The sequence below is a fragment of the Sneathiella sp. genome (assembly GCF_041689005.1).
In the GTDB taxonomy this organism is placed as follows: Bacteria; Pseudomonadota; Alphaproteobacteria; order Sneathiellales; family Sneathiellaceae; genus Sneathiella.
The window spans coordinates 1-15,097 of record NZ_JBDNHC010000047.1 but is presented as its reverse complement, the minus strand read 5'-3'; the positions used below and the strand labels follow the sequence as shown (position 1 = coordinate 15,097).

17 protein-coding genes and 2 riboswitches are annotated in these 15,097 nt (G+C 54.7%); of the genes, 9 read left to right on the top strand and 8 right to left on the bottom strand.

Annotated elements, in window-relative coordinates; genetic code table 11:
• Positions 1-88: 88 nt before the first annotated feature.
• Positions 89-550 (bottom strand): flavodoxin domain-containing protein, encoded by a 462-nt coding sequence (locus tag ACESNI_RS05595; RefSeq protein ID WP_373085524.1) that lies wholly within the window; start codon positions 548-550, stop codon positions 89-91.
• A 97-nt stretch (positions 551-647) separates the two neighbouring features.
• Here ACESNI_RS05595 and ACESNI_RS05590 point away from each other — a divergent pair, with 97 nt between their 5' ends.
• The 3 genes from ACESNI_RS05590 (at position 648) to boxB (ending at position 4,696) form a co-directional block, all read left to right on the top strand.
• Entirely contained in the window at positions 648-1,565 is a 918-nt protein-coding gene (locus ACESNI_RS05590) for a helix-turn-helix transcriptional regulator (RefSeq protein WP_373085522.1), read from the top strand.
• 61 nt (positions 1,566-1,626) lie between these two features.
• Positions 1,627-3,270: a 2,3-epoxybenzoyl-CoA dihydrolase gene (gene boxC / locus ACESNI_RS05585; RefSeq protein WP_373085521.1), complete on the top strand. Its 1,644-nt coding sequence runs from the start codon at positions 1,627-1,629 to the stop codon at positions 3,268-3,270.
• Position 3,271: 1 nt separating this feature from the next.
• Positions 3,272-4,696, top strand: a complete 1,425-nt coding sequence (gene boxB, locus ACESNI_RS05580; RefSeq protein ID WP_373085520.1) for a benzoyl-CoA 2,3-epoxidase subunit BoxB — start codon at positions 3,272-3,274, stop codon at positions 4,694-4,696.
• 20 nt (positions 4,697-4,716) lie between these two features.
• On the opposite strand, the gene ACESNI_RS05575 is transcribed toward boxB, so the two are convergent.
• Entirely contained in the window at positions 4,717-5,028 is a 312-nt protein-coding gene (locus ACESNI_RS05575) for a cyclic nucleotide-binding domain-containing protein (RefSeq protein ID WP_373085519.1), read from the bottom strand.
• 51 nt (positions 5,029-5,079) lie between these two features.
• A complete protein-coding gene (locus ACESNI_RS05570; RefSeq protein ID WP_373085518.1) occupies positions 5,080-5,715 on the bottom strand; it encodes a glutathione S-transferase family protein in 636 nt (211 codons plus the stop codon).
• Positions 5,716-5,879: 164 nt separating this feature from the next.
• Here ACESNI_RS05570 and speD point away from each other — a divergent pair, with 164 nt between their 5' ends.
• Entirely contained in the window at positions 5,880-6,302 is a 423-nt protein-coding gene (speD, locus tag ACESNI_RS05565) for an adenosylmethionine decarboxylase (protein WP_373085517.1), read from the top strand.
• Positions 6,302-7,153, top strand: coding sequence for a polyamine aminopropyltransferase (gene speE, locus ACESNI_RS05560; RefSeq protein WP_373085516.1), 852 nt, complete (start codon positions 6,302-6,304; stop codon positions 7,151-7,153). The genes speD and speE overlap by 1 nt, the downstream gene beginning before the upstream one ends.
• Positions 7,154-7,172: 19 nt before the next feature.
• Here the strand turns inward: speE and ACESNI_RS05555 are convergent, their stop codons facing one another.
• Together ACESNI_RS05555 and ACESNI_RS05550 are read right to left on the bottom strand one after the other, a co-directional pair.
• Positions 7,173-8,558 carry an L-serine ammonia-lyase gene (locus tag ACESNI_RS05555; protein WP_373085559.1) on the bottom strand — a complete coding sequence of 462 codons (1,386 nt, stop codon included), beginning with the start codon at positions 8,556-8,558 and terminating at the stop codon, positions 7,173-7,175.
• A 142-nt stretch (positions 8,559-8,700) separates the two neighbouring features.
• Positions 8,701-8,790: riboswitch (glycine riboswitch) on the bottom strand.
• Between the two features lie 3 nt (positions 8,791-8,793).
• A riboswitch (glycine riboswitch) is annotated at positions 8,794-8,880 on the bottom strand.
• Between the two features lie 119 nt (positions 8,881-8,999).
• The gene (locus ACESNI_RS05550) at positions 9,000-9,350 is read right to left on the bottom strand and encodes a PilZ domain-containing protein (RefSeq protein WP_373085515.1); all 351 of its coding nucleotides are present in this window, start codon (positions 9,348-9,350) and stop codon (positions 9,000-9,002) included.
• A 517-nt stretch (positions 9,351-9,867) separates the two neighbouring features.
• On the opposite strand from ACESNI_RS05550, the gene ACESNI_RS05545 reads away from it, so the two are divergent.
• Complete coding sequence (locus ACESNI_RS05545; RefSeq protein WP_373085514.1) at positions 9,868-10,839, top strand: NAD(P)H-dependent flavin oxidoreductase; 972 nt, start codon at positions 9,868-9,870, stop codon at positions 10,837-10,839.
• Positions 10,840-10,911: 72 nt separating this feature from the next.
• Here the strand turns inward: ACESNI_RS05545 and ACESNI_RS05540 are convergent, their stop codons facing one another.
• Both ACESNI_RS05540 and bfr read right to left on the bottom strand, forming a co-directional pair.
• Positions 10,912-11,091, bottom strand: a complete 180-nt coding sequence (locus ACESNI_RS05540; protein WP_373085513.1) for a bacterioferritin-associated ferredoxin — start codon at positions 11,089-11,091, stop codon at positions 10,912-10,914.
• A 123-nt stretch (positions 11,092-11,214) separates the two neighbouring features.
• Positions 11,215-11,682, bottom strand: a complete 468-nt coding sequence (bfr, locus tag ACESNI_RS05535) for a bacterioferritin (RefSeq protein ID WP_373085512.1) — start codon at positions 11,680-11,682, stop codon at positions 11,215-11,217.
• 178 nt (positions 11,683-11,860) lie between these two features.
• Between bfr and ACESNI_RS05530 the strand changes: the two genes are divergently transcribed.
• The 3 genes from ACESNI_RS05530 (at position 11,861) to ACESNI_RS05520 (ending at position 13,730) form a co-directional block, all read left to right on the top strand.
• Positions 11,861-12,343 (top strand): MaoC family dehydratase, encoded by a 483-nt coding sequence (locus ACESNI_RS05530; protein ID WP_373085511.1) that lies wholly within the window; start codon positions 11,861-11,863, stop codon positions 12,341-12,343.
• 71 nt (positions 12,344-12,414) lie between these two features.
• On the top strand, positions 12,415-13,167 hold the full coding sequence (gene rsmI / locus ACESNI_RS05525) for a 16S rRNA (cytidine(1402)-2'-O)-methyltransferase (RefSeq protein ID WP_373085510.1): 753 nt from the start codon (positions 12,415-12,417) through the stop codon (positions 13,165-13,167).
• A 131-nt stretch (positions 13,168-13,298) separates the two neighbouring features.
• Positions 13,299-13,730 (top strand): CBS domain-containing protein, encoded by a 432-nt coding sequence (locus ACESNI_RS05520; protein WP_373085509.1) that lies wholly within the window; start codon positions 13,299-13,301, stop codon positions 13,728-13,730.
• Between the two features lie 10 nt (positions 13,731-13,740).
• Here ACESNI_RS05520 and ACESNI_RS05515 read toward each other — a convergent pair whose 3' ends face one another.
• The gene (locus tag ACESNI_RS05515) at positions 13,741-14,649 is read right to left on the bottom strand and encodes a patatin-like phospholipase family protein (protein ID WP_373085508.1); all 909 of its coding nucleotides are present in this window, start codon (positions 14,647-14,649) and stop codon (positions 13,741-13,743) included.
• Positions 14,650-15,097: the final 448 nt, after the last annotated feature.

Sequence of the window (15,097 nt, the reverse complement as noted above, 5' to 3'; positions counted from 1 at the left end):
TTCAGACTTTGGGGCCGTCGATGCCCAGTTTATCTCTATCCGTGTTTTAACGGCAAGCCAATCGATTATGGCTGGCCATTGCGGCAGGCTAGCTGCCAGTTAATTGCTCCAGCCACTCACCGGCCCATTCGCCCGCCTGGTCTTCCGGGAGCTCGCCGGAGGAGGCATCATGCCTCATAATCTCGCCGATGCGGGTGGCGCCGAATTTCCTGAACGCGGCATCAAACAGATTGCCGGCATTGCAGAATGTCTGGTTATAGGTGATGTCCCCGAGGGCGAAGACGCCATATTTAATGCCTTTGAGGTCCGGCGCGGCGGCCTCCAGATTATCCATGAAGGCCTGCCCGTTGTCCGGGACGTCTCCCTGCCCGTAAGTGGAGGTGCAGATCACATAGACCGCATCGTCCGCGAGAACCTCCGCCCCGAGATCGTCCATCAGCAGGATTTCGGCCTCAATGCCCTTGGCCGAAACGGCATCGGCGATTTCCTCCGCCACCAGTTCCGCTGTCCCGGTCATGGTGCTGACAAGAATTTTGATTTGATCAACCAAAATCATTTTTCTCCAGAAATAACTACTCAAATGAGGAAATAGGAAATATAATACACTTTGTCCAGAAGATAATGACCCGCGACGAAGAGAAGTGCGAATGAACAAGTCGGCGACAGATAATTTCAGACGCGAGGATAACGCCGCGAGTGAATATCTCGTTGAGCTTGGTGCTCGCGTCCGGGCGGCGCGCGCCCGCCACGGAATGACGCGCAAGATTCTCGCCAATGATTCCGGGGTATCGGAGCGATACCTGGCAAAGCTGGAAAGCGGGCAGGGGAATGTTTCGGTTCTCGTCTTGCGGCAGATTGCCGATGCCATGGACATGAAAATGTCAGACCTGATCGTGGGTGCCGAGCAGATGACACCGGAGAGGCAAATGCTCTATCAGCTGGCCCGACGTTTGCCCGAGGATAAGCTTGCCGAGGCGCTTAAATTGATTCGTGCTCAGATTGGCGAAAGCCCTAATGATGCGAAGGGGAAGAGAATTTCCCTCATTGGCCTGCGCGGGGCAGGGAAGTCAACACTTGGCCCGCTATTGGCCGGGCGGCTTGGTTTTGGCTTCATTGAGCTTAACAAGAAGGTCGAGAAGGAATTCGGTGCCAGCCTCGCGGAGATTTTCTCGCTGGCCGGGCAGCCGTCGTTTCGGCGGCTGGAACGGCGCTGCCTCACGAATATTATCGACCGTCAGGACGAAGTTGTCATTGCCACTGGCGGCAGTATTGTCGCTGATGAAAAGACATTCTCCCTGTTGTTACGCCGAACGCATGTTATCTGGCTACAGGCCTCGCCGGAGGAACATATGGCGCGGGTCATGGCGCAGGGAGACATGCGGCCCATGGCGGGCAGTAGCGAGGCGATGGAGGATCTAAAGCAGATTCTGGTGGCCCGGGAGCCGCTCTACCGGCGCGCCGATGCCCGTTTCAGCACGGCAGGCCAGCAGATAGAGCAAAGCCTGCAGAAGCTTGAGCAGATCACCCTTTCCCTTTTAGACGGCGGCGGCGCCCAATCTGCTTGACATGAACTAAAGTGCATTTTATCTTTAAGTACTATAATTCATAAACTGGAAGCAACAACTCATGATTACCTTTGATACGCATCCTGAAAAATACCGTCACTGGCAATTGAAGCTGGACGGGGCCGTTGCGACGCTTGTGTTGACGGTTGATGAGGATGCGGGGCTGGTGCCGGGGTATCAGCTCAAACTCAATTCCTATGATCTTGGTGTCGACATCGAGTTGAACGATGCCTTGCAGCGCATCCGGTTCGAGCACCCGACTGTTCGCGCCGTCGTTATCACCAGCGGACTGGAGAAAATGTTCTGTGCGGGCGCCAATATCTACATGCTCGGCACCTCGTCGCATGGCTGGAAGGTCAATTTCTGTAAATTCACCAATGAGACCCGCAACAGCATCGAGGACAGCAGCAGCAATTCCGGCCTCAAGTTCCTCGCGGCCTGTAACGGGACGACGGCAGGCGGCGGCTATGAACTGGCGCTTGCTTGCGACGAGATATTCCTGATCGATGACCGGTCCAGCGCGGTCAGCCTGCCGGAAGTCCCCCTACTCGGCGTGCTTCCCGGCACTGGCGGTCTCACGCGCCTGACGGACAAGCGAAAGGTCCGTCATGACCTCGCTGATGTCTTCTGCACCAACCCGGACGGGGTTCGGGGCCAGCGGGCGAAAGACTGGAAACTGGTTGATGAGGTTGTGCCCCGCAATTCCTTCGATGACAAGGTCGCGGCCCGGGCACGGGCGTTGGCGTCGGAGAGCACAAGGCCCGAAAAGGCTGACGGCGTTATGCTTAAACCGCTGGACCGGCGTATAGATGACACAGGCTATCATTATAGCCATGTGGATGCCGGGTTGAATGCGGACGACGGCAGCGCGACAATTACGGTAAAAGCGCCGAGCGGTGACATCGCCGCGACGGCGGCGGAAATTCATCAGGCGGGCGCGGACTGGTGGCCGCTCGTCATGGCGCGGGAACTGGACGATGCAATCCTGATGCTGCGCACCAATAATGATGAGGTCGGGACCTTCCTGCTGAAGACAGAGGGGGACGCTGGTAATGTCCTCAAGGCGGATGCCGCCCTTAACGCCAACGCCAATGACTGGTTCGTGCGCGAAGTGATTGGCATGATGCGCCGGACCTTTGGCCGACTGGAGGTCTCCTCCCGCAGCCTGTTTGCGCTGATCGACGAGGGATCCTGTTTTGCGGGCAGCCTGTTTGAACTGGCGCTCGCCGCCGACCGGATTTACATGCTCGATATTGCGGAGGGCGATGGAAACCCGCCTCATATCACTCTCAGCGACATGAATTTCGGATTGCTTGAGATGGTCAACGGGCTGACCCGGCTGGCAAGCCGCTTCCATGAGGAGGCGGCGGTTCTTCAAGTGCTGCGCCAGCAAGTCGGGATTGGGATGGATGCTGCTGCGGCAGAAGAAAAGGGCCTTGTCACCTTTATCCCCGACGATATCGACTGGGAAGAGGAAATCCGCCTGCTGATTGAGGAACGGGCGAGCCTGTCGCCGGATGCGCTGACTGGCCTTGAAGCGAATTTGCGTTTTGGCGGCGTCGAGACCGTCTCGACCAAGATTTTCGGGCGGCTGTCCGCCTGGCAGAACTGGATATTCAATCGCCCGAACGCGGTTGGGGACACCGGCGCGCTCAAGCTGTTCGGCAGCGGCACAAAAGCAGAATTTGATAAAAGGAGAGTGTGAGATGGCGATAAATTATCAGGAACGTATTCCGAATAATGTTGACCTTGGCAATGACCGCCGTCTGCAACGGGCGCTGGAGCATTGGCAGCCGCGCTTCCTTGACTGGTGGAAGGATATGGGCCCGGAAGGGTTCCAGGGAAAAGACGTTTACCTCCGGACCGCAACCTCCGTCGATGCCAAGGGCTGGGCGAGTTTTGGTGCCGTCAAGATGCCGGACTATCGCTGGGGCATTTTCCTTAATCCACAGGAGCAGGATCGCACCATCGGCTTTGGTGATGATTACGGCAAGGCCGTCTGGCAGCAGGTGCCGGGGGAATACCGCTCGATCCTGCGCCGCCTGATCGTCACCCAGGGCGACACCGAACCGGCTTCGGTCGAGCAGCAACGGCTGTTGGGCCAGACCTGTCCGTCGCTGTTTGATCTGCGCAACCTGTTTCAGGTCAATGTCGAGGAAGGTCGTCATCTCTGGGCGATGGTCTATCTGCTGCATGCCTATTTTGGCCGCGATGGCCGGGAGGAGGCGGAGGATCTGCTGATGCGCCATTCCGGCAGTGAGGATAACCCGCGCATTCTCGGAACGTTTAACGAGCCGATCAGCGACTGGCTGTCATTTTTCATGTTCACCTATTTCACCGACCGCGACGGCAAGTACCAGCTTAAATGCCTGGCCGAATCCTCCTTCGATCCGCTCGCCCGTACTTGCCAGTTCATGCTGACAGAGGAGGCCCACCACATGTATGTCGGCGAGACCGGGATTAGCCGCATCGTCAAGCGCACATTGGCAAAGATGGTTGAGCTCAAAACCGATGATCCCGCGAATTTGCGAAAGGCGGGGGTTATTGATCTGCCGCTATTGCAGCGCTATGTGAATTTCTGGTTTTCTTCCTGCATGGACCTGTTCGGGGCCGAGATTTCCTCGAATGCGGCGATTTCCTTTGCCAACGGGATTAAGGGCCGTCCGGATGAGCGCCAGTATGAGGACCATATTGCCCGCGATACCAGTCTGGAAATTGCTGTTCCCGACGGTGCGGGCGGTGTCCGGATGGAGGAGATTGCGGTGCGCAGTGCCGTCAATGACCAGGTACGCAACGCCTATATCAAGGATTGTCAGGTTGGCGTGACGCGCTGGAACCGTCTTATCAAGAAGGCGGGATTTGATTTTGCCCTTGAACTGCCGTCAAGCCGCTTCCGCCGCTCCATTGGTGCCTGGGCCGGTGCCGTCACAACACCGGCGGGCGAGTTTATTTCCGAAGCCGAGTTTAGCCGGCGCGCGGCCGAGTTCCTGCCCACGGACCTCGATCGTGCCTATGTCCACAGCCTGATGCAACAGGTCACCGAACCCGGCAAGATGGCCGGCTGGATCGCCGCCCCGGATCGCGGCATCAACAGCCTGCCGATCGATTATGAATATGTGAATTTGCAGTAAGTGATCTCCGCGGCCGGGGGTCAGATGCTGCCCTCGGTCTCGATCACCAGAATGCGGGAGGGTTCAAGCGGGACAGCCTTATGCTCGTCGCCCGTTTGCGCATGGAAAATATCGCCGGGCGAGAGCCGTAAAATCTTTTCCTGCCCGTCCTCGCGCACATGCATCTCGACGCTCCCGTCCAGCAGGACAAACACCTCCGGCCCGTCATTCATATGCCAGATATAGGGCTGGTCGGTCCAGTGAAGGCGAACGGTCGCCCCCGATATTTTCTCGATATCAAGCGCATCCCATGCTTTTTTCCCGATAAAATCGGCGGGCTTGATTAAGCGCATTGCGGTCTCCTGCCTGTAATTGGTGTCATCCGGTCTAAATGGACCCTTGATTTATTTCAAGTACGGTCGGGTTTCCAATATGCTGGAGCGGTTCTTTATCCGGTTCCACCAGCCGTTGAGCTTCGGATAGTTACGGAGCATGTCAGCCCCTTCCTCCGCCATGGTAAAATAATCGATCATGGGGGCGAGATGGGTATCGGCGAGGGAAAGGTCCGCGCCAGTGGCATAGCCATCCTCTTTGAGCAGTAGTTCGAGGGCGGCGAGGATGCGCGGCGCGGCGGCGAGCCCCTCTGCAATGACATTTTCATCCGCTACCTCCCCAAAAGCGCGGCGGAAGACCCTGTGTGAGAAGACCTGACGCACGAGCGGCAGATAGGCATAATTATCGACCAGTGAAATAATTTGTCGCATCCGGGCGCGCGGGGCTGGTTCCGCCGGTTGCAGGGACGGGCCGCCGAACCGGGTGTCGAGATAGTCGGTAATTGCCGCCGTCTCATACAGGATAAAGCCATCGTGGCGGATGGCGGGAACGCGGGAAAACGGGTGGATATCGAGATACTCCTTCGATACCTCCGGTGCAAAGGGATTGATCTCCCGCGTCTCGTAACGGATACCTTTTTCCGCAAGGACAATCCGCACGATCCGTCCATAGACACTGTAGGGATAATTGAAGAGTTCAAGGCTCATGGGCATTTCCGGTTGGTAGCAGTATGATCCGTTGATGTCATCATGGGGCAGGTTGCAGGGAAAACACAAGGGTGCTGCCAATTTTCCCTTGCACTAGGCTAGCTTCTCAGCGATAACGCGCCACCTTGACATAATGGTTAGGAAGGGCGAATTCGCGAACGGAAATGCTGGAAAATATCAGGAAAATTGACGGTGTTGAAGAGGCGGCGGAGGGGCGGCTTGACTATTTCGTGCATAAGGACGGCCTGACATTCGCGGGAACACATCTGATCGTTGATCTCTGGGACGGGGTGGGGTTCAACGATCCGGCCCTGATTGAGGCGACGCTCCGCGAATGCATTGATGTTTCCGGCGCAACCTTGCTGCATTTTCATATTCATGCGTTCGAGCCCGATGGCCTGTCCGGCGTTGCGGTCCTCGCCGAGAGCCATATCAGCTTTCACAGCTGGCCGGAGCGCGGCTATATGGCGCTTGATATCTTCATGTGCGGCAAAGCCGACCCCTATAAGGCCATTCCCGTCCTAAAAGCGGCATTTCGACCGGCAACGCTCCAGCTTAACGAAATCAAGCGGGGAATTGTCGGTTGATGGAACTGTTCGACGAGACCCTGCATTCGGGGGTGAATCTCGCCCTCGACGTGGAAGAGGTTATCTATCGCGAAAAGACCGACCTGCAGGACCTGATGATTTTCAGGAACAGCCAGTTCGGCCTTGTCATGTCGCTCGATGGTGCTGTCCAGACGACGGAAAAGGACGAGTTTATCTATCACGAAATGTTCGTCCATGTCCCGCTGCTCGCCCATGGCAATGTCAGCCGCGTTCTGGTGATCGGCGGCGGGGACGGCGGTGCGGCGCGCCAGCTCATGAAGCATCGGGACATTGCCGTGACGCTGGTCGATATCGACCGCTCGGTCATTGAGCTGAGCAGAAAATACATGCCCACCGTCTCCGGCGGTGCCTTTGATGACCCGAGGCTTGATCTGGTGATCGCTGATGGCTGCAAGTTCGTGGCGGAAACCGATGAGCGCTGGGATGTCATCATCATCGACAGTACCGACCCGCATGGCCCCGGGGAAGTTCTCTACACGCTCGACTTTTATCGCGACTGCAAGTCCTGCCTTGCCGATGGCGGGATTATCATTACCCAGAATGGTGTGCCGTTCGTTCAGGAAAGCGAGCTTAAAACAAGCTATGACCGTCTCGGCTCGTTATTTTCGGATGTGACTTTCTATCTTGCCGCGATCCCGAGCTATGTTGGCGGCGTCATGGCTTATGGCTGGGCCTGTGATAGGGCGGCCCATCGCAAGGTCAGCCTGGCTATCCTGGCCGAGCGATATATGGCGGCCGGAATCCCGACCGACTATTATACCCCGGAAGTTCATCAGGCAGCCTTCGCCCTGCCGCTGCATATCCAGAAGATGCTGACCCGGAAAGACTGATGCCGGGCCCTCGGGCGGGTCAGCATTCGACGACATTTACAGCAAGCCCGCCTTGCGATGTTTCCTTGTATTTGCTGAGCATATCGACGCCGGTCTGGCGCATGGTTTCAATCACCTCATCCAGCGAGACAACGTGGGTGCCGTCGCCGGACAGCGCGAGACGGGTTGCGTTGATCGCCTTCATCGCGCCCATAGTATTGCGCTCGATGCAGGGGATCTGCACGAGTCCGCCGATGGGATCGCAGGTCAGGCCGAGATTATGCTCCATGCCGATCTCGGCGGCATTTTCCACTTGTTCATTAGTGCCGCCAAGAACTGCCGTGAGCGCGCCCGCCGCCATTGAGCAGGCAACGCCAACTTCGCCCTGACACCCCATTTCGGCAGCCGAGATCGAGGCGCGCTTCTTGTAGATCGCCCCAATCGCCGCGGCGGTCAGAAGGAAATCGCGGGTTCCCTTCTGGTTAGTGCCGGCGCAGAAGCGCTGATAATATTTGAGCACGGCCGGGATGACTCCAGCGGCGCCGTTGGTCGGTGCGGTCACGACCCGCCCGCCGGCGGCGTTTTCCTCATTCACCGCAAGCGCATAGAGATTAACCCAGTCGAGCACCGTGAGCGGATCACGTGAGGCTCGTTCCGGGTTTTCCATCAGGCCCTGATAAAGCTTGTGGGCACGGCGCTTGACCTTGAGACCGCCCGGTAAAATCCCCTCCGCCTCGCAGCCTCGGCGGATACAGGCGATCATGGCGTCATTTACCGCATCGAGAAAGGCGAATGTTTCGCTCTCCTCGCGCCAGCAGGTTTCGTTGGCGAGCATGATCTCGGCAATGGAGAGACCCGTCTCCTGTCCAATTGCCAGCAGTTCATCGGCGGAGGTGAAAGGGTAGGGGAGTTCGACATTATGGCCGCGGGTTTCAGCGCGGTCCCCTTCATGATAGGAAACGACATAGCCACCGCCGACGGAAAAATAGTCTTTGGTGAGAAGTTGCTCCCCGGCTTTGTCATAGGCGCTGAACCGCATGCCGTTGGAATGCTCTGGCAGGATCTGATCTTTTAGGAACAGGAGGTTGTCGTCCTCGTAGAAAGGAATTTCATGGGTTCCGCCGAGCATGATTTTTCTCATATCGCGGATTTTTGCAATTCCGGGTTCGACTTCCTCGGGATCAATCTCAGACGGACGGGCGCCGCTCAGACCGAGGAGGATTGCAATATCCGTCGCATGGCCGTGGCCGGTCAGGGCGAGGGAGCCGTAAAGCTCAACTAGCACCCGGTTCACTTTTATCAGCAATCCCTCTGTTGCCAAGTGATCGACGAAGCGCTTTGCGGCGCGCATCGGGCCGACGGTATGCGAACTTGAGGGGCCGATACCGATGGTGTAAAGGTCCGTCACACTGATATTGACATCCATCTGGGAGGTCGGGTCAGTTCTGTCCGTGGGCTTTGACGGAATGACAGGTGTTACGCTGCCAAGTCCGGTTTTAGGAATATTCGTCATCAGGCATCCTTCCTCACTCTGGCGAAAAATTCACCAATGCGTTAAACGATGCCCCCTCTGTCCGGGTACCTGAAAGATTGCGCCGAAATCTCCGGCTTTCCCCTTCGGTGATATGTCAGGATAAACCCGCACATGCTCTCCAGAGCCTTTTTCCCCGACGGTACTGGGGCCTGAGAGTTTCCGGGGCGGTTGCTCCTTCGGCGCCGGACATGCCGGTCTCTCCCGTCGGGTAAACAAAGGTATGCCGACATTCTGCCGACAATTGCAATCAACCATAGGAATTGACCTGTTCCCGTGTCAACCCTTCGTTATGTGGGCGTTCAAATAAACATGGGGTTCCGGCGCCGGAAAAGCCTACAGGGCACAATATTTCAAAACCCAGATTGGCAGTAGGGCCGCTACCTCCGCGCTTTTCTCGTCGAGTTCAATGGCCGTTTTCATACTGTCGGGATCAAGCCGGACAATACGCCCCTTGAAACGACATAATTCTGTCGATCCCATGGGGCCGAAAATACCCTCCACTGGCTCATCAAGATCAGTTTCCTCCGGAAGGCCGTTTAATAGCATCCCGTTCAGGGACCAGTTTTCTGTTGAAAACTTTCGACCGGCGATTTCCACTGAGAGAATCGGTTTAGAAATGCGAAACGCATCCCGCTTTTCAAACCGGTTCGCAATGGACCGGGAAGGCATATCAATTTGCAGCACGTATATCTCCTGAAAACAGACTCGAATGATTATTGACAGTCTATGCAGCCTTCGTGCCAGCTTTGGCGAAAGGTCGAACACCTTGAAATCTATAGGAATTGCGTAAATTGTTGAACGACTTCCTGGGGACAGTATTGTGCCGGGAGGCAAAAATATACCCGGGGAGGGAAGATAATGACCATGTCTGCTTTTTTCCCCATGAATCGGCATATTTCAAAGAGGCAGAGAATCAAAACAGTCTGTAAAAAGATCGTAAAAGAGGAATCATGCGTCTAAAATCGAGGGTGCACTGCACAATAGAAAAATTATTTTTATCCCCCTCGAAAGTAATAATATTCTGTTTTTCAATGGTTTTTGGAAATATTGCTGCAGGTGCGAACGTTAAAAATGAAATTTTGTCAAAAATGACAATTTGTCATCTTTAAAAAATGCTGCTAATAATCGTCGCAAGCCGGGTAACTGGACGCCAAGATCCAGGCCTGGCCAAATCCTCAAATCTCTCTGGAGTCTGTCGCGAATGACGATGCCATCCGTCCTGGAGGGACGCCTTTCACTTCCCGTCATTGCCTCCCCGATGTTTATCGTTTCCGGCCCGGAGCTTGTTATCGCACAATGCAAGGAAGGTATTGTCGGATCATTCCCGGCTCTCAATGCACGCCCGCTGTCACAGCTAGACGAATGGCTCTATCGCATCAAATCCGAACTTGCCGACTATGCGGCGGCCAATCCCGACAAGAAGGTGGCGCCGTTTGCCGTCAACCAGATCGTTCATGCCTCGAACAGCCGGTTGCGTGAGGATGTCGCCCTCTGCGTGAAGCATGAGGTGCCGATCATCATAACCAGCCTCAGGGCGCCGGATGAAGTTGTTTCGGCAGTTCATTCATATGGTGGAATCATCCTGCATGATGTGACAACGATACGGCATGCAGAAAAGGCACTGGAAGCGGGGGTTGACGGATTGATTCTCGTCTGCGCGGGCGCGGGCGGTCATGCCGGCCGGCTAAGCCCGTTCGCGCTGGTATCCGAGGTCAGGCAGTTTTTTGACGGCCCGATTGTCCTTTCGGGCGCTATTGCCAATGGACGGTCCGTTCTTGCCGCCCAGGCGATGGGGGCTGACCTTGCCTATATTGGAAGCGCGTTCATCGCCACTAGCGAGGCAAATGCCGTCGATGATTACAAGAATATGATTGTTGAGGGTGTTGGCGAAGACATTGTTTATACAAATACATTCACCGGTATTCATGGCAATTACCTGCGGCCAAGTGTAACCAAAGCCGGGCTGGATCCTGATAATTTACCTGGGGCCGACAAGAGCCGCATGAATTTCGGGAGCGGTGGAATAAGCAAGTCCAAGGCATGGAAAGATATCTGGGGGTCAGGACAGGGAATAGGCAGTGTTCGCAATGTCCAGCCCGTCAAAGTCTATGTCGATCAATTAAAAGAACAGTATGCCCAGGCCAAGGCGGAAATCAATAATAAGGCCTTATAAACTGAAAATCCCTCACCCCTTAAAAGGTGAGGGAAATTTCTTTTCCCAAAACTGATAAATTTTATACTCAGCTCAACCGTGTTCCCGCACAGCAACTGACTCGCGGATTATATCGCGAATATGGACGGAGCATTTGGCGCATTGTGGCGCAGCGCCCAGCGATTCATAGACATTGGCAATCCGCTTGGCACCAGCGGCAACAGCCGTTTTCACATCGCGATCGGTAAACCCGTTACATAAGCAAATATACATTATGAGAATTTCCACTGCTAATATTGCAAATCATTCCTAATAACTAGGGTTGTTGCGAATGAATGTCAATATTGTTTAGAAAATAAATTCAAAAAATGCCTCAAATCGATTCTCTAACCCGATTCAGGAGCTTTGCGTCTGGGTATAGTTCTGTATTCCCATTTTCTCGATGAGCCCAAGCTGGGTTTCCAGCCAGTCGATATGCTCTTCCTCGCCTTCCAGAATCTCGGCAAAAAGATCGCGAGAGACATAATCCTGCGTGGTTTCACACTCCTTTATCGCCGCCTTGAGATCGCCATGGGCGGATTTCTCGATTTTCAGGTCACATTCGAGAATCTCCTTGGTGTCTTCCCCGATTAACAGCTTGCCAAGGTCCTGCAGGTTGGGGAGGCCTTCGAGAAATAAAATGCGTTTAATCAGTTTATCGGCATGTTTCATCTCATCGACAGATTCGTGGTAGACCTTTTCACCGAGTTCTTTTAGTCCCCAGTCCTCAAGGATGCGGGCATGGAGAAAATACTGATTGATTGCCGTCAATTCATTTTTCAGGACGACATTAAGATGCTTGATAATTTCAGCGTTGCCTTTCATGAGGCTATTCCCTTCATTGTGACTGGCTATCGAGGATCAATTGTAGCGCGTCCCAGGCTTAAAAAAAGGCCTAAGTTGGTAAATCACGGAAACACCCGGAGAAAGCATTGTTCCCGGCCCGGTTTCATCTATACTTCGCCTTCTGAATGAAAAGACTTGAAAACAAGCGAGATGAAGCATGAACGATACGGATTTTAACCCCAATACCCACAAATTTGCCGAAGCAAGTTTTTTTGAGGATTTGTCTGTTGGACAAAGCTTCTATATTCCCTCCCGAACCCTGCGGGATGCAAATTTTTCGGCTTTCCAGGCGGCATCTGGTGACAATCATCCAATCCATTATGACCTCGAATATTGCAAGTCACAGGGACATCCTGAACTTCTGGCCCATGGATTTCAGGTCCTGATCCAGACCGCGGCCGGGGCGGGGGTTTTTCCTCATGTCATCGGCGAATCCCTGATCGCTTTTATTGATCAATCCTCAAAGTTTCTGGGACCCGTCTATTATGGCGATACCGTTTATCCGGAGCTGGTGATCACGGACTTGAAGGCACAAAAATCAACCGGCGTTGTGACGGTGCGTTCCACCGTTCATAACCAGCGGCGGCAATTGGTTATGGAAGGCGAGCAGCGCTATCTTGTTCGCAAGCGACCAGCATGATCGGCGCCCTTGCCTCCGTGACCGGGTGGTCGGCGTTGCGTTTGGTGGTGTAATATGGTTAGTCCTGCGTCATGACTGAAACCGATGACCAGAATGAGCCAACCCTTTACTTGATCCCGACGCCTATCGGCAACCTTGAGGATATTTCCCTCCGGGCAATTCGTATCCTGCAAGCGGTTGACGCGCTGGCCTGCGAAGATACCCGGCATACCCGGAAAATATTTGAGCGGCACGAACTCACCAGCCCACCCATTATTTTCGCCTGTCATGCTCATAACGAAGATCATGCGGTCGGCCGGATCCTGTCCCTGCTGCGGGATGGGAAATCTGTCGGGTTGACGTCGGATGCGGGGGCTCCCGGTATCAGCGATCCCGGGCAACGAGCGGCGGCGGCAGCCATTGAAAACGGCTATCGCGTCGAGGCGCTGCCCGGCCCAAGTGCAGTGATCACCGCGCTGACGGTCTCCGGCTTGCCGGCGCCGGCCTTTTCGTTTCTCGGTTTTTTGCCGCGCCGTCCGGGACGGCAGAGAAAGGTATTCAAGGCGTTCGCGGAAACGCCGTCGGCGCTTGTTTTCTTCGAATCGCCTTTCCGGGTCGGCAAAATCCTGAAAATTGCCCTTGAGTGTCTCGGTAATCGGCAGGGGGCCGTCTGTATCGAACTCACCAAAAAATTTGAAAATATCCATCGCGACCGGCTGGAAGAGTTGGCGGAAAAGTTTGCTGACAGGAAAATTAAGGGGGAGGTGACGATTGTCATTGGCCCGCCGGACCGAAAAGATGATCCGGTTGAGGAAGAGCCGGGTCCCTATGGTAAGCTGCCCTGACTTTATGCGGCGGGCAACTCCGAGGCTGTGGATATGTTTGAGTTTTGGGATGTGATCTGGTAAATTAGAAAAACAAAAATTATGAATCATTCGTCGATTTTTCGGTCGACAGGTTGAGAAGGAGGATTGCGATGAATGTTGCAGGTATTCTGAAGACGAAAGGGTTCAATGTCATTACGGCGGCGCCGTCGGACAGCATCTCTGAGGTGTGCAGTATTCTCGGCTCCCGGCGGATCGGCGCTGTCCTGGTTGTTGACAAGGCCGGGGACTTGCGCGGGATCCTGTCGGAGCGGGATATTGTCCGCGGTCTCGCCGAATGTGGCAGCAAATGCCTAGAGCAGACAGCGTCGGACTGGATGACCTCCTCGGTCATTACAATTTCGCCCTCCGAAACAATCGATAATGTCATGGCGTTGATGACGGCAAAGCGTATCCGTCATCTCCCGGTGATGGAAAACGGTAAACTTGCCGGATTTATCTCTATCGGCGACGTGGTCAAGAGCCGAATGGATGAAGTTGAGCACGAAGCGGCGGCGCTTAGGGATTATATCGCGACGGGTTGAGTCGTTTCGCTCACGACAGAACCTCTATTGCCCGGATAAGGAAGGGGAGAGAGCGTTCGGCAGCGGCGTCCCCCTCGGCAATCATTTCATCGGCCTTGCTGAAATCGAGCGGCCCGTGCCGGGCGAGGACCGGGGCGATCGTGATGTCGGGTGGATCCCCGGCTAGGCGCGATCTGCTTAGGCGATCCTGAACGATATTCAGCGAGGACATCATCACGCCGAAAATGCTCGGCTCGGTGCCCGTTTTGTCGAAAAAGCGATGCTTCATAAGGTTAACCGGGGAGCGGGCATGAAAGATATTTTTCTTTTTACCATTTTCATCTATCATCAACTCGCTGTTCGCGTCGTCAATAGTTGCCATGCCGAAAACATCCGCATTCAAATTCACGGCGATGACCAACCTGGCACCGAGCGCCCGGCAGACCGACACCGGCACCGGGTTGGTAAGGGCGCCATCTATCAACCACCTGTCGTCAATTTTCTGCGGCGAAAACAAGCCGGGAAGTGCGTAAGATGCAGAAATTGCCTGCGCCAGGTTTCCCTCGCGGATCCAGATCTCATGACCGGTACCGAGTTCCGTCGTTATGGCCGCATACGGCACCGGTAGATCTTCAATATTGATATCGCCGATGGTGCTTTCCAAAAGCTTGAGCATTTTGTTTCCGGAAATCAACCCGCCGCCAGACAAGCGGATGTCCAGAAGCCGAAATAGTCCTGACTTGCCGATATCGCGCGCCCAGTCCTCGAGGTCATCGAGCTTACCCGCAAGGTACATGCCGCCGATCAGGGCGCCTATGGAAGTGCCCGTGACGTAATCGGGCTTGATGCCTTCCTTTTCCAGTCGACGAATAACGCCGATATGTGCCCAGCCGCGGGCGATCCCGCTGCCAAGTGCAAGACCTATTTTTGGTCGCGACATAACTGCTTCACCCCGTGCCTTATCCTGTTTAATCTGCTTTTGTCCCAGAAGGTATATAGCTATAACTCCCTATCGGCTGTAAAGGCGCGCGGCGTCTTTATTTGTGAATAATGTGTCTTTTGCCAGAGGGAGCGTATCAGCCCCTGAGCCCGGCTCCGGATCGCAGAGCTTCATTAGAAAAGAGTTGTATTAAGGTGACGTTAAAGTGTATAATATTCCTTCGCCTTTTTAGTAAAATTACCTGTTGACTGCGTTGCCCGCATATCTATATAAGATGGGCAACGACGCAGTCGGACGTGCCTGAAAGAGGTCAGGACGAATTCGGCGGCGTTTTTTTGTCCCGAAATTCTGGGCGAAGGTTTTTAATTAACATTGTGGATATGATGAGAAGGGATGCCTGGGCGGCGGAGGTTGTTGAATGACGACTTTTTGTTGCAGCGGGTATCTT